The organism is Methanococcoides sp. AM1 (genome assembly GCF_900774055.1).
Taxonomy (GTDB): domain Archaea; phylum Halobacteriota; class Methanosarcinia; order Methanosarcinales; family Methanosarcinaceae; genus Methanococcoides.
On sequence record NZ_CAAGSW010000003.1, the window covers coordinates 70,069 to 93,033 of the forward strand.

Below are 22,965 nucleotides of genomic sequence, written 5' to 3' on the forward strand. Positions count from 1 at the left end.
AGCCACAGGTTTAGTCCATGTATCCTGAGTCATTTCTATGTCTGTATGATGCTTTTTTCGATCTCGTGTTTCATAAATCAAAAAATGAATCGATTTAAAGACTTGATCTAATGACAACTGAACATAAAATAAAAAAATACTTTGAAGAATCGTTTTTGAGCGACCTTAAAGCAGGTTTCATTACTGCGGTCGTAGCACTTCCGCTTGCAATTGCATTTGCACTGGCATCCGGGGTAGAACCTGTAATGGGACTTTATACTGCAATAATTGCAGGTGCCCTTGTCTCCTCTTTTGGCGGTTCACGTTATTCCATATCAGGACCTACAGGCGCCATGACCGTTATCATTCTCTCAACGGTCAATACTCATGGTGTGGAAGGTTTGTTGCTTGCAGGATGCTTAGCGGGTATCTTCCAGATACTGTTCGGTATAATGAACCTGGGTAAAGTGGTGAAGTATATCCCATTGCCTGTGATCTCCGGTTTTACAAGTGGTATCGGTGTGATCATCCTGATCGGCCAGCTGTCCAATTCCTTTGGTCTTGTTCTGCCTGCACGTGAGCATGTCTGGGAAACCGTTTATGATGTATTTGCAGCTCTTGGAATGGCAAACACAACAGCCGTCCTCCTCTTTGGTGGGACCATTGTCCTGATGTTATTGCTTCCAAGGATACTGTCCGGGTCAAGATACCTGAACAACGTCCCGGCATCCATTGTGACTCTGATCATTTCTGTGGTTCTTACGTATTACTTCCATCTTGAGGTTCCCATAGTAGGAGACATTCCCGGGAATATTCCACAGTTTCACATGCTGAACTTTGATCTTGAGCTCCTATATGCTGTTCTTCCTGCTGCCTTTACAATAGCTTTGCTGGGGACCATAGAATCGCTTCTATGCGCTGTGGTTTGCGATGCAATGACAACTACGAAGCATAACAGTAACAGAGAACTCATCGGTCAGGGTATCGCAAACGTGCTTCTTCCTTTCTTTGCAGGCATTCCTGCAACAGCAGCAATCGCAAGAAGTGCAGTGAATATCAGGGAAGGTGCCAGGACACGTATGTCCGGAATAATACACTCTCTTATATTATTTGCTATTCTCATATTCTTCGGACCAATTGCAAGGTACATACCAAAGGCATATCTTGCAGGTATCCTGATACTGGTCTCTATAAAAATGATCAACATCGAAGAGATCAGGACCACCATGAGGATCAGCAAGATGGATACCTTCGTCCTGCTTTCGACCTTTGCACTGACCGTGCTGACTGATCTTGTATTTGCCATTCAAGCTGGTATGTTCCTTTCCATAATCCTTCTGTTCATAAGGCTGACAAATATGATCGATATTCATACAATGGAGAACTATGACCCATCAGAAGGTATCAATGCTACGATCCTTTCTGATCCATATCTCCACGATAACGTAGCCGTATACACGATCAATGGTCCGTTCTTCTTTGGAGCGATGAACGTATTCGAGCACAAGGTCGATGAACAGATCAATATGAGAAAGAAGCATGTCGTGATAAGAATGCGTTATGTTCCTTTTATCGATACCACGGGTATAGAAAGGCTGAAAAGCTTTATTCTAAACCGTAATAAGTTGGGGGACCATGTCTATCTCACAAGCGTTCAGCCGGAAGTAATGACTGCTATCAACTCTGATACGGCTCTTAGTGAAATGGTAAAGGAAAATGAGGTACTTATATTCCAGAGGACGCAGGAAGCTCTTGTTTATCTGAGTTCCTCCGGGGAAGGTGGAAGATAAGCTTCCACCTGATCATTTGAAGATGATTATGACCTTGACATCCTGATTCAAATCCTCATCCAATGTTAGGATATTATGGTGAAATAAGGAGTATGCTCTCCTTATTCTGCCTGTTTTTTTATTGATCAGGCATTCTCGGATCTTCGAAAAGCTTTTACTTGTAACTGTATTTATGCAGGGTCTTCAAGATCAATAGGTTCTTTTTCCGATTATTTAATAACTTTAATATAATATAATAACTAAAAATCTATACTTCCAAAAAAGGAGTATAGAAATGTTACAAAAAACAATCCTGATCTTATTTTTAGCAATATTCCTGGTATCTTCCGGCTGTACGGATTCCACTGAAGACCTTGCAGGGTCTGTGGATGAGATCGCTACGGCTGCAGCAGAGGTATCAGGTGCAATAGAAGAGATAGAGGCCGAGTTGAACGATTTAGATGAAGTTAATGAACCTGTGGTAAGTGTTCCATCTGATATCGATGATACGGATCATGTGGATAATACTACAGCAACACCTGCACTTGAGGGTTCAGCATCCGATTCGGAAGATCTTCGGATAGGGGCTTTCAATATACAGGTTTTCGGTGTGACAAAGGCATCAAAACCTGATGTCATGATGGTGCTTGCAGATATCGTTCGCACATATGATATCATAGCTATTCAGGAGATCCGTGATTCCTCGCAGACTGCGCTTCCTGAACTTGTGGATCTTGTGAACAGTGATGGAGCACAATACGATTATGTTGTAAGTGAGAGGCTTGGAAGAACTTCCAGTAAGGAGCAGTATGCCTATATCTATGACTCCACCACAGTTGCAGTAACAGGCACACCTGAAACATATCCTGAGCCTGATGGCACGGATCCGTTCCACAGACAGCCTTATATCAGCTCTTTCAGTGCAGTGGATGGTGATTATGATGTGGTGCTCATGGTAATCCACACCGATCCGGACGAGGCTACAGAAGAGATCAATGCTCTTGACGATGTCCTTGAATATGCACAGATGTCCTATCCTGATGAAGGGGACTTCGTTATTATGGGTGACTTCAACGCTGATGGTAACTACTTTGATGAGGACTCTACCAGTGATCTTGATAGCTACTTCTGGCTTATCGATGATAGCCTGGATACTACCACAAAGAGTACTGACTATACTTACGATAGGATAGTTCTGACCGATGTTTCCGACCTTAGCGGTGAGAATGGAGTGTTCAGGTATGATCTTGAATACGGTCTCTCCGAAGAAATGACAGTTGCTGTGTCAGACCACTATCCGGTCTATATGGAGGTCAGCTGCTACGGTGATATCGATCTGTGAGATCCAGTGCTAAAAACCACAGGCTGATGCTATGGGATATACGATAAATGAAAATAGAAATACAAAAATAATAACTGATAAAAGCAGGCAAAAGGCTGGACCAATATCTTAAATGATATGCTTTACCATCCTTTTCTTTTTAATTTTAATTCTATAATAAGCTCAAAAGATCCAGCTATAGGTCCAATAAACTACCAATTCGGTATATATTGGTAGTTTTTGGTAGTTGATCTTCTTTGAAAGTTATTCTTACACAGTAAGGTAATTCATGATCATGCCTACGATGATCAGGACAACTGCACCCACGATCCAGAACTTGATGATCTCACCCATTGGTAATTTCATTGCTACTGGTTCCGGAATACTGCATTGTGGCATTGCCTGTGGAACCGCAGCCGGACTTGAAGTGACCGGTGTAGGTCTGGCAGCTGATGCTTGTGCAACTGGCTGGCGTGCAGTCTGTTCTCTCACAGGTGTAGCTGCCTTCTGCTCAGTCTGTTTTTTAACAACAACTGGTTCAGGTTTTGTTCTTGTGGGAGCTTCTTCCGGAACACTGGCTGGTGTTGTTGGACTAGCTGGCTGATCTTCAGTTTCGTTTAGTTCTTCTACAACGACATTTGTTTCCTGCTGGGAGAATGATGCTGCATTTGTGGTGAAGTTCTCTTCTTCCTTTTTAGCTTCATTTTCTTTTGCTATCTCAAAAATAGCCCACTTCTCGTTGTTAGAACTGGGTATCTCAATACCCTGGTCGTTTTCATTCAAAGAAGTATCAAAGCTCATACTTCCATTACTTTCAGGTGTTGAGAATGTGTTTTCCTCCACGAACTGTTCTTCCTCTTCTAGGGCCATAGTATCTGAGGTAAAACTACTGGAACCAAATGCATCGTTTTCGTTGTAGGTTCCGGGTTCTTGGGTGAACATACCGGTTGAGCCTTCAATGTCATCTGCTCTTGCACGGCTTCCCATGGCAGCATCGATCATGCCAAGCTCTTCCTGTGCATTAGCCAGATGCCTTAATGCCTGTACGTTTTCCGGCTCTATTAAGAGGCATTTTGTAAAGTACTGCACTTTTTTATCCAGGCTTTTTGTTTGCAGACCAAGGTCGAACCAGTTCTTAGCGCTCTGGTCTTTTTGTTTATCCTTTAGCTTATCAATAAAATCCATCTGATTACCTCTATAAGAGCAGCCCTCATGTCATCTCCACAGTTCATCTGCGGAAAGACCTGCCCATTATAATAATATTTGAAAGCTATAAATATATGTGCCTTAATGGAAGTTGATATTTGGTTCACTTTAGTCTAAAAATAAGATGAGTAGCCCAGTTTCAAAATAAATACAAGCAATACAAACAAATATTAAGCCGAAGAAATTAATATAATATCCATAACAGGCACAGCACCTGTGTCGGGAGATCTCTTGTGTTCGAGTTAAGCATAGCAATGCGTCATATAAACTCACGCCGGCGGCATACTCTGTTCTCTCTTATCGCCGTTGCACTGGCAGTTGCTACTATAGTTGTCCTCATGTCAATGATGTCAGGGGTTCAGGAAGAACTTATCGAGATAACCATAGAGAATGCTCCGCATATTGTCGTTAGTTCGCAATCAGGTGCTGAAGATGATCTCCATTTGTATAATCATCTAATGTATCTCATTTTGCAGAAAGAGGGGGTCGTTGCAGTGTCGCCTTATCTTTCAGGTCAGGCGGCGTTGAAATATAAGGACAATGCAGAAGGTGTCTTGCTCAAAGGTATAGAACCACATGCTGAAGAGTTGGTAATGCGAGTGGGTGACGACATTGTCTCAGGCAGTTTTGCAGACCTTGCACTTACAGGACATGGCATTGTCCTTGGTGATGAACTTGCAGACAACCTCGAAGTGCGTGTTGGTGACAACATCGAAGCTGTTTATCCGGGTTCATCTACAAGATCTTTCAAAGTTGTCGGCATTATCAACACAGGAACCGCCAGTGACGAAAGCTTAGCATATGCAAGGCTTGGAACGCTACAGGATCTCTTCCGAAAGAACGGGGTTGTTACCTCTATAGGTGTAAGGGTGCTCGATCCTTATCAGGCAGAGGCTATAGCAACCTTGATCGAGGACGAAACCGGGGTCGATGCGGTTAGCTGGACAGAGGCTAACAAGGATATCCTTGATCTGCTTAATACTCAGATGGTGTTTGTGTGGATATTCTATGGTCTTATCTATGTGATCGCAGGTTTTGGTATTGCCAATACCCTTATCACAGTAGTGATGGACAAGAAAAAAGAGATCGGTATGCTTAAAGCAATGGGTGTTTCCAGAAAAAGCATAACGTCTATCTTCCTTTTTGAGTCAGCTTTTCTTGGAGCATCCGGCGTAGTAGTGGGATGTGTAATTGGATATCTTGCATCTGTAGCAATTGGATCTTATGAGCTTGAGCTTCCAAGTGAGATGTATCTTGGCCTGACCACAATGCCAGTAAAAATAGAAGCTATCAATTTCGTTTATGCTGCAGGCTTTGCTTTTATCCTGAACCTCATTGCAGGAGTTTATCCTGCAAGACGCGCTTCGAAACTTGATCCCGTGGAAGCAATTGAGAATGACTGACCTTGCTTGTTGAAGTTGCGATTACCTTATCGGAACATATATTTGGTGATCTGTTTTTTGTGTCACGGGTCAATGCTTCTCACAAGATGTTCGTGATACCTGATATGTAAGGGATCATGCGGAAGAACATTGAACCTGAAAATATCAGTATGAACCAGATAAATGGTTCTCCGGCTGCAAAGAGGTAATTTTTGTGGTCATTTCTTGATTTGTTGACCTTTTGGAGATAGTTCTGGGAATAGAACATTACTGGTACGATCATCAGTGCCACAGGTGGAAGAACCTGTATGTATGTTTCATAAATAAGCAATATAACTGTAATGAAATTAATGGCGATCAGTGTCAAAAGCCCTTTCTTATACCCATATATTGCAGGTAATGTCCGAAGTCCTTTCTTTTTATCTCCTTCGATGTCCCTTATATCAAAAAGGATCTGGATGCCGGTCATTCTCAGGAATACAAAAGCGGACATGATCAAAGCTTCTGTTGTTATGGGATATGAATAGTACATGAACATGACGTACACAAGTATTGCCCAGACCAGTGACACAAAGATGTTCTTGAATGCTGTTATCTTTTTTGTAATGGCCTTAAAGTATGCCTGGTATGTCAATCCGAGGATCAGAATAGCAAATCCGATTAGCATATTCGGTATGTCACTATATAGTACGTAAATGAAAGCTATGGAAATAATGGACCCATATAAAATTAAGGCTAGGGTTCTTGAATTATTTTCCCGGAAATATTCTGCACGTTTTGAATTTGTTTTATGGTCATCTTCTGTTCCATTAAAATAATCGTAGAGGTAGATTATGTAGAACATAAGATAGATTATGATCAGGAAATCCCATGTGACAGGGATCACGAAAAGGATCGAACACATGAATGCTACACATATAGCACCAAAAGCAAAGATATGCCCTCCGTATATGAAGTCACGCCATAGTTCTCCTATTATACTGAAAGTTCCGCTATAATATCTGTCACTCTCTGTTATACTATGTGAAATACTCATGTTTCCTCTATAAAAAAATGATAAATGTTCATAGGACAATATCCCATGTTCATCAGATAAGTTTTATGTTAACAAAAATATAATTCATGGCGTTATAATATGAAAAACATGGACTCACCATAAGCTTTTTATAAATATCTAAAAGCAGCACATTTCCAGTTTCATCTTTTTTATTGGGATGTTGATAGGAAATAATTTAAAGATTGAATTCAATCACACCTGAAAAGGTGATCATCTCATGAAATACTGGCAGCCAAAATTTGAAACCATGAAGCACGATGAACTTCGGGAACTGCAATTGAATCGTTTGAAGAAAACGGCTGCAGCAGTCTATGATAATGTTTCTTTCTACAGGGAGAAGTTCGATGCTTTGGGTATAACTCCTGATGATATCAAGTCCGTGGATGACATTAAAAAACTGCCTATGACCCGAAAAACGGATCTGCGTGACAATTATCCATTCGGTCTTTTTGCTGTCCCAAAGAAGGACATCGTTCGTATCCATGCATCATCCGGTACAAGCGGTAAACCTACTGTGGTCGGATATACTGCCAATGATATCAACATCTGGGCAGACATGATGGCACGCAACTTCACAATGGTTGGTCTTGATGCTACTGATACTTTCCAGAATGCTGTTAACTACGGTCTTTTCACCGGTGGTCTTGGCTTCCACTACGGTATTGAGAGACTGGGTGCCATGGCAGTTCCAAGCGGAACAGGAAACACTGTCCGCCAGATCGAGATGATGGAGGATTTTGATGTTACTGCTATCCACTGTACCCCTTCCTATGGCCTTTACCTTGCGGAAACTGTCCGGGAAATGGGTGTCATTGACAAATTATCATTACGTGTTGGCTGTTTCGGTGCAGAACCGTGGTCTTCCAGCACAAGAAAAGAACTTGAATCTGCTTTTAACATAAAGGCATACGATTCTTACGGTCTTTCTGAAATGATGGGGCCCGGCATCGGTTTTGAATGTCAGGAACAAGATGGTCTTCACATCTGGAGTGATCACTACATTGTAGAGATCCTTGATGAGAATGGCGAAGAGGTTGCAGAAGGAGATAAAGGAGTTATTGTGCTTACCTCACTTACTAAGGAAGCGCTACCGGTTATCAGGTATTATACCGGAGATATTGCCAGGCGTCTGAAAAGTGAGTGTGCCTGTGGACGTACCACTGATCGTATTTCAAGGATCCTTGGAAGAGCAGATGATATGCTCATTGTAAGAGGAATCAATGTCTTTCCATCCCAGATAGAAGATGTACTTGTCAGGGTCGAAAAGATCACTGACCAGTTCGAGATATATCTTGACAGGAACAAGAAGAAGCTGGATGAGATCACTGTAAGGGTCGAACTTGATGAAGATGCTTTCACCGGTGAGATCGGGGACCTTGCAATAGTAAAGAAGGTTGTTGAAGGCGAACTCAAGAGCGTCCTTAATATCAGGGCCAATGTGGAACTTGTGGAAAAGGGTACTATTCCCAGAAGCACAGGTAAAGCCAAGAGAGTCTTTGACAGAAGGGAAGCTATCTAAATCCTTCATTTATTTCATATTATTTCAGAGGCTAAACTATGCCACATGTTATGGAGATCCTTGGGAAAACAAGGGTTGTTGTTGAGGATGGAAAGGTTGTCGAGGTTGGCGAGCCACAGCTTAAGTGGTGTCCTCTTTTTGAAAAGGCAAGAGGTATCAAAGAGATCACGTGTGAGGCTGTAAAGGAGAACATGGAGTTTCGCATAAGGGACTTCGGTCTTTTCACTGAGGACCGTAAACTTGAGATGGATGTCTTTGTGGGATTCGGTGCTTCAGAAGTGATGATGACCGGCCTGAACCGTGACATGCTGGATACTACAATAACCGTGTGCGATGGAGCAGGAACTGTAATTACGAACAATCCAACTCTTGTTCAGGGAATGGGTGCAAGGATATCAGGTCTTATAGAGACCGAACCCATTGACAAGGTGATCAACGGTATTGAGGAAAGGGGTGGCATCGTGCTCGATCCTTCAAGTGCAAAGATCGACCCTCTGGGTGGTGTTCTGAAAGCCAGTGATCTTGGCTTCAAGAGGATCGCAGTTACTGTGGTTGACCCTGCTACTGCAAGAGCCCTTCGTGAGATCGAGGAAGAAAATGACCTTGAGCTTATGATAATCGGTGCACATACAACTGGCCTTGGCAGGGAAGAAGCTCTCGAGATCATCAAGTATCTCGATATTATAACTTCCTGTGCTTCAAAGAACATAAGGGATTCAATAAAACCTCTGGTACAGGTAGGAACTGCTGTGCCTTTATTTGGACTTACTCAAAAAGGAAAGGAACTGCTGCTTGAGCGTGCCAAGGAAGTTGAAAGTCCGATCCTTGTGAACACAATGCCATTACCAATGCTTCCTGAAAAGAAGCAGCCGAAAGATCTTGTCTGATCTTCTCGGCAAAATATTTTTTATGATCCTTAACGACCACTTGTGAAACGAATGGCAAAAAAGGACAAATGTAAGATATCGGGTTTCGATATCACATATCATAAGTTGTTATTTTCTCTTCCTTTGCATCAGAGATCGTTGCAGTTATCATCTTGAACTTTGGTACTCCTGTACCATCGTCAGCGGATACAAGTGCATTTGACCATGGGCTGTTGGTCATGTAGGCAATGCCTTCATGTGCTTCTTCATATTCGGATAGCTGAACAGAAACCACGATCCTTGCAAAGCTGTTCTTCAGGATCACATGACCGTTCTCCTTGAATCCCATCTTCTTCATGTCATTTGCATCTATCTTTATGACTGCTGAACGGTTGAGGTATTCCTCTCCGCCTCTTGAGGACTCAAGGGCAGTGTTCTGGAATATATCCCTGTAGGTTATGATCTTGAGGTCATATTCAGGAGCTGCAAGAAATTGGCCAAATCCCATTATAATGCCTCCATGATGCGGCTAATTATCTCTTCATCACTCAAGTTGTCTGTATTTATCATCGGTTTGAACTCGACCTCAACACCGTCCATCCTTATGGCAGTGCCACCACATTCAGCACCACTGGTTACAGAGGCTATTGCTACCTTTGCTTTTTTAGACGTCATTGTCATGCAGGGATCTATCGTTATCACAGGGATGTCAAGAAGCTCTTTAGCAATACTTCCCGGCAGGCTTGACATTGGATCCGAACCTATTACAAGAGCTGCATCCACACTCTTTTTTCTCAATAGTTCAACAATTGAGCATTGCGGACCATGTTCGACCCCGCTTTCCTGGAATCTTGCACGATTGATATATCCCGTTTCTTCATGCAGGTTGTGGTCAAATCCACGCATATTGTACTGGCCTACCATTGGTATGAGGTGGAAGTTCGATACCTCGTTGAGCTTGTTCATTAATCTGACAAGAGGTTCAATATCCGGAACGGAATAGATCAACCCAAGACCTACACAGACGACACCGAACTTTGCTTTCTTTAACAGGTTGGCAAGTTCCAGTATCTTCTTTGGTCCCATTCCAAAGGAGACCTTCGGGACCTTTCCTGACAGTGCACTGACGAGGGCATCGAGAAGCTCTTCATCTGCCTGTGGTGGTATCTGGTAGAACTTATCTCCGCATATTATGGCGGTATCAGACTTTCTCACATCGATGCAGATAGCGGTCCTGTCTTCTTCCCAGCCACGCTGTCTTTCTTTTCCGCGAGGGAAATATGTGTATTTTGAGAGATGACGTGGATGTGAGTTCGAAGGGTCTGCACCCCAATAGACTATCACATCGGCATAGTCTTTCACTTCATCCAGCGTGCATGTCCTGATCCTGTCTCCAAGGATCGCTTCAATAACGGGTCCCTGGCAGAAAGAGGATGTATCATCAATATATGCATTTGTCCTTTTTGCCAGCTCTATAGCTTTTTTCTGGGCACCGGTAGTGGAATTACCCATGCCGAATATCAAAGGATCAGTTGCATTTTTAAGTATTCTTGCTGCTTCATTTATAGCGTCATCGATGCTAACATTGCTTCCGTCAACTTTACATTCTGCAGGCTCAGCACACTCTTTGAGGCGGGCTACACCTTTTAAGCAGGCATTGTTGATCTTTGAGAGTTTGTTATCAGTTACTTCTATTTCGATATCATCACAAAGAAGTGCACAACCTGTACAAACGTAATATTCCTGTTCCACTTATCTCACCACTACTTCAGACGAACTCTATTGCTTTTGTCGGACATGTTACTATGCAGCCGTTGCACATTATCTTATTTTTCCCAAAGCGACGGCATTGATTAACATTTGAGAGGCGTACAACACCATCCTCAACGCGCAGGATGACATTTTCATTTGTAGGAGCTTTTCCTGAACCTGCACCATAAGGGTCTTCTGCTACGTTTACAGGACAGGCGACCACACAATTACCGCAGCCAATGCATTTTTCCGTGTGGACGATCATTCCGGATTCCGAGGCCTCGCCTGAGGGTGTGATCATCTTTGAGAGCTTCTCATAGTTTTCTTTGAACTTATCCTCTTTTAAGGGCGGGCAGTCATCGATGGTAACTTCCCTTGAAAGAAGAGCAGCTCCAAAAGCCATGCATGTGGCTTTTCCACATTGCTTACAGTTCGTTTTTGGGAGAAGCTGGTATATCTCCAATGCATTTGTCATAGGTTCACCTGATAAATTATCTCATATCAATAAAAGGTCAAAAAAGAGATTTGATCTTAATCATTATCTTCATCTTTCTTTTTGAAGAACAGGTCACAATGACAGGAACCATCGTTTTCGATCTCATCTTTATGGTATATGCAGGGACAAATTATCTTTTTGTCTTCGATCTCATCACCTGTAACTATCCTGCAGGGACAATAGTTCTTTCCGTGAGTATCCTTGTTCTTTGCTATTCCTTCCAGGACAAGGTCCCTCATTTCTTCATCAGGATTAAGCATATAGCCCGCTTTATCTGCGTATCTGGAAGTCCATGCATGAACTTCTTCTTTTTTAGTTTTGCCTTCGCTCATAATTCTCACTCTGAATCAGTTATCCTTAATACATCATTCCAAAAGACTGTCAAGTTTCTCTTTCAGTTTCTCTTCTTCAACAAATCCAACTACGTTCGTCACCATTTCCCCACTTTTGAAGAATAAAAATGTTGGTACTCCCAGGATCTTGAACTGTTTAGCGATCTCTGGCGAGTTCTTGAGATCTACTTTTATGAACTTTATCTTCCCATCGTATTCCGCTGCTACCTTTTCAAACACGGGTGCCATTTTTCGGCATGGTGGGCAGGTCTTTGTAAAGCAGTCCACTACGACAGGTAAATGGGACTTTATTACTTCACTCTCGAATGCAACTGTGTTTATTTCGTAAAGGTTCGTACTGATCTCCTCTACTGCCGGTTCGTTGCTTACAGTTGCCTTTTCTTTTCCAAACAGGTTGCTGATAAAGTCTCCCAATCCCATATATTACACCTTCTTGCTCCATGTTTAATTTTAAGCTAAAGTTATTACAAATAAATTTGTCTGCAATGCATGCTAGCAGCTCTAATATACATTGATATTTCAACACTTTCCTTTATAGAGCACAAATAAAGCATATCTGAAAGTACATATCTATTTCGATACTGATCTATGAAATTATATGGTGGCATTAAGTAGCAGGCTCTCAAAGGAATTTCAAGAATTCTGTATTGTCAGTATATAGCTATTCTGACATAAACATAACTCCATGCAGACTGAACTTTTTCCGAATATGTAGCTCTTAAGGGCATCTGTGAGCTTTTATAATTCAGCAGGAGTTAGATTTCTGATCAAGTAATGATGGGATCGGATGCATAACATGCCTGATCATTGTATGGAATGTGTTTATCGGCAAAAAAATAATCTTCAGTTCATCCTGATAATATGTTTTCCTGGCAGATTCTCAAATTTTATAATTGTGAATCGATCTCTACTAAATATGACTAATCACAAGATTTGCCATACACTAATAGATTTTTCTATTTGATTATGAAATATAATAGTAAAGTATATAGCATGTAATGCTATAATTAGCAAGGTCATCATCATAATGGACTTTTAAAAATTGGAGAGAGATAAACGATACACAATGAAGAAAAAATAGTTGATATTATTTTAGATTCAATAATATCAGGTGTTGTTATCATTGATAGCAATGATCATGTTATAGTTGATCTGAACAAAACAGCTGCTAAGATGATCGGGCTGCCAAAAGAAGATATCATTGGTAACGTGTGTCATAAATTTATCTGCTCTGCTGAGATCGGACAATGTCCTGTTACTCATCCCGGGCAAAATTTAGATCGATCGGAACGTATACTTTTAAATTCTAAGGGTGAACAAATTCCAATTCTAAAAACGGTCAAGAAGTTTGAGAAAGGTGATCATCTATACTTGATCGAGAGTTTTATAGATATTTCAAACCTTAAGAAAACAGAAAAGGAACTTTTAGTAAAAGAAAAGGCTATCGATTCATCGCTGAATGCTATTTTTCTTGCTGATACTGAAGGAAATCTGACCTATGCCAATCCTTCTTTCCTGAAATTATGGGGTTATGATGATGAAAAAGAGATCCTTGGGAGATCTTCTGTAGAATTGTGGCAGGATGAAAATATAGCAGAGCAAGTAAAAAACGAATTATTATCTGAAGGTAGCTGGACAGGGGAATTACTTGCCAGAAAAAAAGATGGTACTGATTTTTCAGTAAGTTTATCATCCAACGTTGTATTTAATGAACTCGGGGATCCGGTTTGTCTGATGGCTTCTTTTGTGGATATCACTGAGATCAAAAAAGCGAATCTTCTCATCAAACGAAAGCTCGAAATTCAAAGAACGATCTCATCTGTTTCTTCTATGTTCGTGTCTCCTGAAAATATTGATGATGCTATCAATCTGGCTCTTCAAAAGATCTGTGACCTATGCGGGTGCAGCAGAAGTTACATTTTTAGATTCAGCAATGATGGGGAACGGATGAACAATACTCATGAGTACTGTCCTGAAGGTGTTACCCCACAAAAGGATAATCTTCAGGATCTTCCGGTAAGCATGTTTCCCTGGTGGATGGATAGACTCCATAAGGGTGAATCGATCCACATTACAGATGTTTCATCTTTGACAGAAGAAGCATCTGCAGAGAGATCTATCCTTGAAATGCAGGGTATTAGGTCCCTGATAGTTTTGCCTTTGTATATGAACAATGAGCTTATAGGTTACCTTGGTTTGGACAATATCCTGAATGACGGGGAATGGACAAAAGAAGATATCGACATCCTTAGTATGGTCTCTCAGATAATAGGAGCAGGGCTTGAATGCAAAAATGCTGAAGATTTGCTTATAGCTGCAAAAATATCTGCTGAAAATGCTAATCGGGCCAAGACCGAATTTATAGCAAATATGAATCATGAACTGAGAACTCCTCTCAATTCGATCATAGGATTCTCTGATGTTCTGTACAATGAGAATTTCGGAACCTTGAGTGATATTCAAAAAAAGTATTTGTCAAATGTTATTAAAAATGGTAAGCATCTTTTAGAAATAGTTAATGATCTTCTCGACATTTCAAAGATCGAAGCTGGTAAGATGGAACTTTTCCGGGAAAAGTTTGTTATCCTTGATATCATCAATGGAATAAAAGCGACAATGATGCCTCTTGCAAAAAAGAAGGATATTGACCTGAAATGTAGTATAAATATGGATGATCCCCAGATAGTGGCGGATGCATTGAAGTTCAAACAGATCCTGTATAATCTTGTAAGCAATGCGATCAAGTTCACTGACCAGGGTGGCTCTGTGACAATAGGAGTGGAAAGGTCGGATGATCTCGTTTCTGTTTTTGTAGAAGATACCGGATTTGGCATCTCACAAAAAGATCAGGATAAATTATTCTATCCTTTCATTCAGGTGGATTCATCAAACTCAAGAAAATATGGTGGCACCGGTCTTGGTCTTGCTCTGGTAAAAAATTTCGTCGAGATGCATGACGGGAATGTCTGGGTTGAAAGCGAAGTTGGAAAAGGTAGTAAGTTCACTTTTACAATACCTGTTCAAAATCAGATCACTACAAAATGATCCAAGGTTGATCGATCTTTTAATTGTGTTCCATATTGATCGAGAAATTTTAACAAATACGTATCGATATTGCATCTGTTTCATTTAAATAATATCAGTATGTTAGATGATGAATATCATGTCAATGAGCGATATTTCCAGAAGACAGGCACAATATGCCGGATACATCTTTTTCATTCTGGCCTTTATAGCAGTTGCACTCCCATTGATGGTTCCACTTGGGTTTAAGGTGCTTATCCTTATACCAATAGCTTTTAGCATTGGAATGGTAGGTTTCTGGCTGGGTGGTTTTATGCACAAAAAAATGCAGGATAAGTAATTTCAAACTGCAATATTATCATTTAATAATATCACAGTATCAGATGAAATCAGGTTCCTCAAGCTCTACATCCAGCACAGGAAGTTCAATGGGTTCCCCATCGGCATTGTAACACTGCCAGCTGTTCTCATCATAAGGCTCCCCTGCAATGATGTGATAGCTACCTGTTTTCCCGAAGAGCCGGAGATCGGCCTTTGAAGGGGTTATGTTAGGTCCGGGATGGCTATGTACAGATCCTACGGATGAGACGTTTGGCATCATGAATAACCTGATCACAGCATTCTGGTCGCTGGATTCAGTGCCTGGAAGTATAAGGACCTCAGCGATCACACCCTTCTCTACCTGCAAGAGTCCGGCGAATTCATTTGGGGCCATGGACTTACTGACACTCAGGATGAACTCCAGCGTTTCACGTGCAATGCCATTTACTTTCATGATAAGAAATTGTTTTCGAAGATGATATAGTTTTGCTGAAGTTCAATTCCGATATTAAATATATCTGCAAAGATCAGAAAAACAGAAGGTAGAGCCCTGCAGAGATAATTGCACCTATGAAGGTGGCTACAAAATTGACACCACTGTTGGACAACACTCCTCTGCTCTGGAGTGTAGCACCCAGAAGGCTGTCAACATTCGTGCCTAAGAAACCACCTACAATTGTTATTACAAGGGCTGCAGTAACATTGTCCACCATACCGAAAGCCACTGCCAGAATTGCGATGACCGCAGATCCACCTATGGAGGCCAGTTCTCCAAGCATGGTTACACCCCCATCGACGCCTGTCCTTACAGGCTTCAGGTTCGTTATCATTCTTGGCTTCTGGTTGGAGGTCGTACCGATCTCACTGGCAAGAGTATCTCCTGCAGCTGTTGCTACGGTTCCCAGGTATGCAAAGATTATCAGTTCCCCATATTGCGGGTAGATCCCGTATGCTATTGCGAGCATGAGGGCTGCTGTACTGTTGCTGAAAACGTTCTCGTAGTTTCGCACACCGCCCTTTGCTTCTGCAATGCCCATGGATTCTTTCATCTTATACTTGTACTTGGTGAACACTCCTCCAAGTATGAAGAATGTCAACAGCAGGACGAACCAGTAGATATTGCTGAATGCAATGATGAGGACACCGATCAGGGTGGCACTCAGGGATGCGGATATGTCGGCTATCTTTGCGTAATATGCAAGGTATCCCAGGAACAGTGCGAACAGAAGTGCGAATATGATCTGTTGAGCTGGTATGGAATAGCCAAATGAGACGAAAAGCCACATTGCCATTCCGGCACCAAGCGGAATGGAAATATTCTCATTGATCTTAGAAGGTATTGATTCGAAAAGTGCGGCTGTTATTGAGCCTATTACCGCTACAAAGAACACCAGATTGTAGGATATTCCGGAATCCTGCCAGTAGACTATCCAGGCACCGGCTATTGATGCAAAAATAATTCCTGTGACAAGCATTGAGATGCTTGATGGAATAAGGTTCAGGCTGTTCTGGTCGTTCCTGTATTCCTTTGAAGGGTATTTATTCTTTGTAAGATATGCATACTTCGATTTCATGTGGCAGCGAACGATGGTGGCAACACCAAGTCCGATGGTCGATATGGTTATTGTCTGTCCTATCACAAAGAGCGGATAGGTAGCAGAGAAGAAGTTCAGCACAAAACTTACCAGAAGCAGGATAAAGACCGATACTACCAGATACTGTGGCGATCTGATCTTCAGCATGGGCTCGAAACCTCCTAATGTGTGAGGTCTGTCCTCAAGGTACCTGAGTGCCAGAAGCAGACCGAAGAACAGGGCGATAAGAACCTCCCAGCTAACGAATGGGAACAGTAGGAATATGAACATGAAAGCAAAGGATAGTATCAACTGTCCATGTGCATGAGGTTCAGTCTGAATAATGTGTTCCGGTATCAGTTTCATATTCATCGTTTTTAAATTATATATGTATCAGCTCTTTAAGCTGTATTCATTTATATATGTTCTGAAATGTTAAGACCCATTACTTCATCCAGATAGCTGAAAACTTCCACCAGATCATTATATTTCCCGGTTGCATAATCATCCAGCGGAGTCGCCATATTATTAACGATCACAAGTTCCCCGCCGTTGTCAAGAGTATACAACGGAAGCGAAGCCGCCGGCTGGACCACCAGTGAAGACCCCAGCACAATGATCAGGTCAGCCTTAGAGCTCTCCTCAATGGCCTTCTCGATCACATCATGCTCAAGCATCTCCCCATAGAACACAACATCCGGCTTGATCAGCCCCCCGCACTCATTGCACATGGGAACCTCCTCCTTCTCAAGAATCCCCACAACGTCCTCAAAGGAATACTTCTTACCGCACGCAAGACACGTATGCCTTACCGGAGACCCGTGAACCTCAATAACGTTCTCAGACCCCGCCCTCTGGTGCAACATGTCGATGTTCTGCGTGATCACAGCCTTAACGATCCCTCTCCTCTCAAGCTCTGCCAGGGCCTTATGAATGATGTTCGGCTCCTTCATCTCAAGATCATATATCAGTTCCCTGGAATGCGTGTAAAAATAAGACGGGTCCTCGTTGAAGTAGTCTATTGAGAAGATGAGGTCCGCATCGAACTTGTTGTAGATGCCGTCCTTCCCTCTGAAGTCCGGGATGCCTGAAAGGGTGGATATTCCTGCGCCGGTTAGGATGACGCAGTACTTTGAGTTTTGCAGGAGGGTGAGGAGTTCTTGCATGAGTTATTTTGGGGCGGTTATGGTATTTATAGGGTGTGTGGGGGTTTAGTTCGATCTTACATTGCGATGACATTGCAATAGCAATGTCTCCGCTTGTTTTCCATTTTATGTTTCCATCTGTAGCTTCATTCTTTGCCAGCGACGATTTCCATCAGTTTGCCATAACTGCTCACAACATCGTACTTCACGTTGTCTGGAGCAATTTTACTGTTGATTTCGTCGAAGAATTTTCTGGCACATTCTATTTTTGTTTTTTCGATTTCCCTCAACTGCATCGAAGACATGGAACCTTTTGTTTCAGCTACAAAGTAGACATGCTTTACTGTTCCTTCTTTGAATGAAATTGCCCAGTCAGGATTGTAATTTCCAACTGGAGTAGGAATAGAGAATCCTTTTGGAAGTTTTGCATACACAACAACTTCGGAACTTGTATCCAGTTCTTTGACAAAAGTGCGTTCTATTTTGGAGTCCGTTATAACATAATCATAGATGTGTCTCTCGAGCGGTTCACCTGCTTTGCTGAAGTCCTGTTTAGTTTGAGCATTTGTAAATATATCGATATCGTGAGTTTCATTAATCGAATCATAGCTTAAATGTTCGATAATGACGGTCGCTTTCTGTTCATTTATTAAGCGAGTTGTTTCAGCAATGAAGCTTTCGGGATTGATCTTAAATTTTGCAAAAGTCTTTTCCTCAATACTGCCCAGAATATCTGTTACGGTTTTTCTGGTCAGTTGGACACTTTCTGCAACTTTTCCGATCAGATCATATTTAACAGCAGAATGAATTGAGTTGCTATCTTGTTCAGTTGAGGTTTCAATGATCCTAAAGCTGTCTCCTGATCTCATCCGATCATAGCTAATTCCATCATCCTGTTCACCACGTTGCACAGTGTATTGAAGAGGAGCTACATGCAGCTCTTTGTTCAAAGTCTGCACGCATTTCTCTACCAGTTCAGAACTGTCGAAGTGCACACTGTAAACCGCTTTTCGATTGATCTTGTTCCAGAGCTCTTTGAATTCTTTTTTATCAAAGTTGGCGTTCAGAGCATTTGTTTTAGTACCACGGTCATTTTCAATTTGTGGTAAGTTGGCATCGCTATATACGCTATCAATTAGTTGAAAAACCTGCTCTTTGTAAGGCTGTAAGTCTTCCGGTAATGGGGCAAGCATCTCATTTTTGACAGCTTCGTGATATCCCTGAGCAATGTTGTCATTGTCATCGGTGTAGTCATTTTTTAGAAGGTACTTATAGATCTTCTTGGCCATTTGAGGTGTCACTTCAACATTACCACCATCAATTGGCAGAGTCTTTCCAGTGAAATATGATTCATCTGCTACACGAGGTCTTTCTGAGAGGGATTCACTGATATCACGTTGCAAAGCGCCTACAAAATCTTTGTAACTTTCACTGGCAATAACCGTCAGCACATTGGTCTGATGAACAGTTGCAGGATCATCCTGTCGATCACCATGTTGGTTGACAGCAATACGAAGTCCACGTCCAACCTCTTGTCTTCGTGATATCGTGTTATCACTGTGTTTTAATGTACAGATGACAAACACATTAGGGTTATCCCATCCTTCACGTAGTGCGGAATGAGAGAATATAAATCGAGTTTCTTCTTCAAAAGAAAGAAGTCGTTCCTTGTCTTTCAGAATTAAATCGTATGCATCGACATCATCCGTCTCTGATGACTTTTTTCCAGTAGCTGGATCAATCATACGCTTACTTTTCTTGTCGATAGAAAAGTATCCATTGTGGGTGAGGTTAACTGGTATGTTGTCTAAGTATTTTCTGTAATCTTTGTGAATAGACAAATCCTCTTTCAGCTCATTAAGAGCATTCTGATACTCTTCCTCAAATATCTGAGCATATTCTCCACCTTCTTCCCCAGCATCTGTATACATACGGTATTTTGCAACTTCATCGATAAAGAAGAGGCTCAGTACCTTTATGCCCTGGTGGAAAAGCACTTGTTCTTTTTCAAAATGTGCTTTGATAGCTTCACGTATCTGGATTCGTCTTAATGAGGCTGTGTTAACATCACCTGTAGCTTCTCCAGCTTGTAATTGGTGTCCGTTTGTAAATTCAACGGTATCAGTCACTGCATTAATATCGGAGATCACAAACCCTTTATATTGATCCAACTCACCTGATAGATCGTAAAGATTGTCACCCTTGCCCAGTTTACGGATTATCCTTTTGATTCCAGTGTTCTGTTTAACTTCCAGTTCTAATCTAGCAACAGGTGACTGTTTTGATATCTCGATAGATTCCAGATAGAGATAGGCATTGGTGCCGGATAGCCCTTTAACGGAAATGCCTCTTACTGAAATTTTCTTCACAAGTTTCTGATTATAAGCATCTAATGCATCAAGTCGGTGTACTTTGTTATGTTGAGTTTTATGTGTTGCTGAGTATCGAAGAATGAAAAGGGGTTTGAATTCTTTGAGTGAATCCAGCGTCTTTGCACCTTCCATTTTTTGTGGTTCATCAAGAATAAGTACTGGACGATTGGCTTTGATCACATCAATTGGACGACGGCTCTGGAAATCATCAAGCTCCTCATAGATACGGCGATTATCCTTACCTCGTGCGTTAAATGCCTGAACATTGATCACCATGATGTTTATCCCTGCATCCGAGGAAAAACTCTCAAGGTTGTGTAGTTGCTTGGAGTTGTAGATAAAGAACTTAGCTTTCTTGTTATAGGTTTCCTGAAAATGTTCCGCCGTGATCTCAAGTGACTTGTAAATACCTTCACGGATAGCGATACTCGGGACTACAACGATGAACTTTGACCACCCAAATTGCTTGTTCATCTCGAAAATGGTCTTGATATAACAGTAAGTTTTACCTGTCCCGGTTTCCATCTCAACATCAAGATTCAGAGGCGAAACTTTGGTCTTAACGAGACTGCTCGACTGTGGAAGGTTTTGTAAACGTTGAATTTCCTGTATGTTTTCAAGAACCTGCTGATCACTCAAGACAAGATCATGATTTTTAAATCCAGATTCTTCATCTACCAAGCCTATATCAATAATAGTTTGCTGGTATGATCCGTCTGCATTTTTTATTCTAACGCCTGGATCAATACGATAGCTGATCCCCGCAGTATTTGGTTGCCCCTTAAAACAATCCACCACAGCTTCCACTGCATGAGTCTGGTAAGCCTGATTTTTAAATTTGAGTTTCATCAAAGGCCCCCTTAAATTGTCTTTATATCCGTGTGCGGACTCATGAGCTTGAATATCTGCTCAACATTGATCTTAACACTATCATCACCGAATCCTGAATCGCGGAATACCACTCGCAGAGGTTCACGCTTTGCTAGCTCTTTACAGAAATCTTCAGTAATCTGACCATCTTTCACAAAGCAGGCAGCAAGAGCATTGCCATCTACAAAAAAGACCTCAAGCTCCGCAATGGTTTCTTTTTTAATCGGAAGCGCTAAATCAACACCCCAATCCAGAAGCACCTGAAATAGCAGATCCTCAGAGGTTCGTTTCTCTTTTATGTTGTCGGTATTCTTGAAAAGTTCAGTCTGTTTTGTTTTATCAGGTGTGTAATAGACATCTGCCATATTGCTGCTGTCAACTTTAAGGACACGGAAGCCGGTATCAAAGTTTGGAGCAGTTGTAGCATTCTCTTCTTTGATCTTCTTTCCGGCACGGCGAATGCGTTCTTTGCTAATTTCTGCAATCGTTTTGTAACCAGCTTTGGAAGCTTCCGATTTTTCATTCGTTTTTTCCGGTAATTGCACCATGATAAATTTTCGTTTACCACCATCTTCGGTATTGAGCTGCATAACGGCATGGGCTGTGGTGGCTGAACCGGCAAAGAAGTCGAAGATTATAGAATCTTTATTAGCAGCCATCAGTAATAGTTGTTTTATTGTGTCTACAGACTTAGGAGACTGAAAAATTTTATTCTTCGATTGGAATAATTCATTAAAAGCGCTTGTCCTTTTTCCGTGTGAAACTGCTTTTCGGTCCAGATTGACTTAACCTGTTTTGTAGCTTCGCCATTATCACCCTCAGCATAATTTTTCCTATATATTTTCCAACTGCCTTTGACTTCTTTGGCTACAATCTCATTAATTTGATTTCTTGCTTTGTCTACTCCCCAAGTCCAACACCCTTCAAACCCATCATCCCAAATAGGATAAATCGGTATAGAACCAGGAATTTCATCCAGTGAAACTTGCCCTGTGTTACTTACATAAAATGGGTAATAAAGATTCTTTCTATTGTGTTTTCCAAACTCTCTATGTGTATTGCGTAGTTCTAGCTCACGGTATCTACCTTTTTCATCCTTTAATTTGTAATTTTTTGCTATTTCTTCGTCACTTTTAGGGATGTTTAGATCTCCTTTGTTGAGTTGTTGCTTCGAATATCCCACCAAATACTCATGGGAATTGGCAACAAATTTATCTTGCGACCGTCCTTTAGGGTTACAAAGCAAAGTGATTTGGAATAGAAGATTTGTTTCCCCGAATACTTCATCAAATATTTTTCTAATATTAACGATTTCATTTTCATCAATGGAAGCAATTATAACTCCATCGTCAGTTAACAAATTCCGGGCTAATCTTAAACGTGGATAAATCATATCTAGCCAATCTGAATGAAATCTGCCATTAGCCTCTGTATTAGCTATAAGTTTGTTTCCGCTTTCATCAACTTGATTTGATTTTTTAAGAAACTCATCTGTATTTTCTGAAAAATCATCTTCATAAACAAAATCGTTACCAGTGTTATACGGCGGATCAATATAGATCATTTTCACCTTACCGAGATATGTTTCTTGCAAGAGCTTAAGAGCATCAAGGTTATCGCCTTCAATGAAGAGGTTCTCGGTGGTGTCAAAGTCCACACTTTCTTCACGGCAAGGGCGGAGGGTCTTAGCGATAGGAGCATTGGCGGTTAACAGAGCATCTCTCTTACCTGGCCAGTTGAGAGTATAGCGTTCCTGTGGTCCTTCTACGATGTGTGTAGAAAGTTCCTGCTTTAATTGATCAAAATCGATTGATTTTTTTAGATTTCCATCTTTGTCGTTTGATTCCGTGACACAATAAGGAAACAGTGCAGCAAGTGTTGAGATGTTCTCTTCAGTAAAATTTGGGCTGTGCATCTTTAATTTATCCATTGTTAAAATCCTCTATATTTCACTTGCAA

The 22,965-nt window shown here is 41.4% G+C and carries 20 protein-coding genes; 7 read left to right on the plus strand and 13 right to left on the minus strand.

The annotated features are described in order from the left end of the window. Positions 1-110: 110 nt before the first annotated feature. On the plus strand, positions 111-1,769 hold the full coding sequence (locus tag E7X57_RS05490) for a SulP family inorganic anion transporter (RefSeq protein ID WP_135611414.1): 1,659 nt from the start codon (positions 111-113) through the stop codon (positions 1,767-1,769). Positions 1,770-2,043: 274 nt separating this feature from the next. Beyond that, complete coding sequence (locus E7X57_RS05495) at positions 2,044-3,090, plus strand: endonuclease/exonuclease/phosphatase family protein (RefSeq protein WP_135611418.1); 1,047 nt, start codon at positions 2,044-2,046, stop codon at positions 3,088-3,090. 249 nt (positions 3,091-3,339) lie between these two features. Here the strand turns inward: E7X57_RS05495 and E7X57_RS05500 are convergent, their stop codons facing one another. Further along, a complete protein-coding gene (locus tag E7X57_RS05500; RefSeq protein WP_135611421.1) occupies positions 3,340-4,254 on the minus strand; it encodes a hypothetical protein in 915 nt (304 codons plus the stop codon). 254 nt (positions 4,255-4,508) lie between these two features. Here E7X57_RS05500 and E7X57_RS05505 point away from each other — a divergent pair, with 254 nt between their 5' ends. After that, entirely contained in the window at positions 4,509-5,678 is a 1,170-nt protein-coding gene (locus tag E7X57_RS05505) for an ABC transporter permease (RefSeq protein ID WP_135611424.1), read from the plus strand. Between the two features lie 79 nt (positions 5,679-5,757). Here E7X57_RS05505 and E7X57_RS05510 read toward each other — a convergent pair whose 3' ends face one another. Then, on the minus strand, positions 5,758-6,693 hold the full coding sequence (locus E7X57_RS05510) for a UbiA family prenyltransferase (RefSeq protein ID WP_135611426.1): 936 nt from the start codon (positions 6,691-6,693) through the stop codon (positions 5,758-5,760). A gap of 238 nt (positions 6,694-6,931) precedes the next feature. On the opposite strand from E7X57_RS05510, the gene E7X57_RS05515 reads away from it, so the two are divergent. Further along, positions 6,932-8,233: a phenylacetate--CoA ligase family protein gene (locus E7X57_RS05515; RefSeq protein ID WP_135611429.1), complete on the plus strand. Its 1,302-nt coding sequence runs from the start codon at positions 6,932-6,934 to the stop codon at positions 8,231-8,233. 38 nt (positions 8,234-8,271) lie between these two features. Further along, positions 8,272-9,120: a methanogenesis marker 8 protein gene (locus tag E7X57_RS05520; protein ID WP_135611432.1), complete on the plus strand. Its 849-nt coding sequence runs from the start codon at positions 8,272-8,274 to the stop codon at positions 9,118-9,120. 91 nt (positions 9,121-9,211) lie between these two features. On the opposite strand, the gene E7X57_RS05525 is transcribed toward E7X57_RS05520, so the two are convergent. From E7X57_RS05525 to E7X57_RS05545, 5 genes are read right to left on the minus strand one after another with little or no spacing between them, the layout of a single operon-like run. Continuing rightward, entirely contained in the window at positions 9,212-9,607 is a 396-nt protein-coding gene (locus E7X57_RS05525; RefSeq protein WP_135611435.1) for a molybdopterin dinucleotide binding domain-containing protein, read from the minus strand. Then, entirely contained in the window at positions 9,607-10,851 is a 1,245-nt protein-coding gene (locus E7X57_RS05530) for a formylmethanofuran dehydrogenase subunit B (RefSeq protein WP_135611437.1), read from the minus strand. The genes E7X57_RS05525 and E7X57_RS05530 overlap by 1 nt, the downstream gene beginning before the upstream one ends. Positions 10,852-10,867: 16 nt before the next feature. After that, positions 10,868-11,326 carry a (Fe-S)-binding protein gene (locus tag E7X57_RS05535; RefSeq protein WP_135611440.1) on the minus strand — a complete coding sequence of 153 codons (459 nt, stop codon included), beginning with the start codon at positions 11,324-11,326 and terminating at the stop codon, positions 10,868-10,870. Positions 11,327-11,382: 56 nt separating this feature from the next. Further along, on the minus strand, positions 11,383-11,679 hold the full coding sequence (locus E7X57_RS05540) for a ferredoxin-thioredoxin reductase catalytic domain-containing protein (protein ID WP_135611443.1): 297 nt from the start codon (positions 11,677-11,679) through the stop codon (positions 11,383-11,385). Positions 11,680-11,712: 33 nt separating this feature from the next. Beyond that, positions 11,713-12,120, minus strand: a complete 408-nt coding sequence (locus E7X57_RS05545) for a co-chaperone YbbN (RefSeq protein ID WP_135611446.1) — start codon at positions 12,118-12,120, stop codon at positions 11,713-11,715. Positions 12,121-12,789: 669 nt separating this feature from the next. Here E7X57_RS05545 and E7X57_RS05550 point away from each other — a divergent pair. Together E7X57_RS05550 and E7X57_RS05555 are read left to right on the plus strand one after the other, a co-directional pair. Continuing rightward, positions 12,790-14,745 (plus strand): ATP-binding protein, encoded by a 1,956-nt coding sequence (locus tag E7X57_RS05550; RefSeq protein ID WP_256369408.1) that lies wholly within the window; start codon positions 12,790-12,792, stop codon positions 14,743-14,745. A 118-nt stretch (positions 14,746-14,863) separates the two neighbouring features. Next, a complete protein-coding gene (locus E7X57_RS05555) occupies positions 14,864-15,064 on the plus strand; it encodes a hypothetical protein (protein WP_135611451.1) in 201 nt (66 codons plus the stop codon). Between the two features lie 39 nt (positions 15,065-15,103). Here E7X57_RS05555 and E7X57_RS05560 read toward each other — a convergent pair whose 3' ends face one another. From E7X57_RS05560 to E7X57_RS05585, 6 genes are all read right to left on the minus strand, one after another. After that, entirely contained in the window at positions 15,104-15,499 is a 396-nt protein-coding gene (locus tag E7X57_RS05560; protein ID WP_135611453.1) for a Mov34/MPN/PAD-1 family protein, read from the minus strand. Positions 15,500-15,572: 73 nt separating this feature from the next. Then, positions 15,573-16,985: a TIGR00297 family protein gene (locus tag E7X57_RS05565; RefSeq protein WP_135611455.1), complete on the minus strand. Its 1,413-nt coding sequence runs from the start codon at positions 16,983-16,985 to the stop codon at positions 15,573-15,575. 50 nt (positions 16,986-17,035) lie between these two features. Next, positions 17,036-17,785, minus strand: a complete 750-nt coding sequence (locus E7X57_RS05570; protein ID WP_135611457.1) for an NAD-dependent protein deacylase — start codon at positions 17,783-17,785, stop codon at positions 17,036-17,038. Positions 17,786-17,910: 125 nt separating this feature from the next. Then, positions 17,911-20,985, minus strand: coding sequence for a type III restriction-modification system endonuclease (locus E7X57_RS05575; RefSeq protein WP_135611460.1), 3,075 nt, complete (start codon positions 20,983-20,985; stop codon positions 17,911-17,913). Between the two features lie 11 nt (positions 20,986-20,996). After that, a complete protein-coding gene (locus E7X57_RS05580; RefSeq protein ID WP_135611462.1) occupies positions 20,997-21,785 on the minus strand; it encodes a DNA methyltransferase in 789 nt (262 codons plus the stop codon). After that, on the minus strand, positions 21,689-22,936 hold the full coding sequence (locus E7X57_RS05585) for a site-specific DNA-methyltransferase (protein WP_167880906.1): 1,248 nt from the start codon (positions 22,934-22,936) through the stop codon (positions 21,689-21,691). The genes E7X57_RS05580 and E7X57_RS05585 overlap by 97 nt, the downstream gene beginning before the upstream one ends. Positions 22,937-22,965 lie beyond the last annotated feature (29 nt).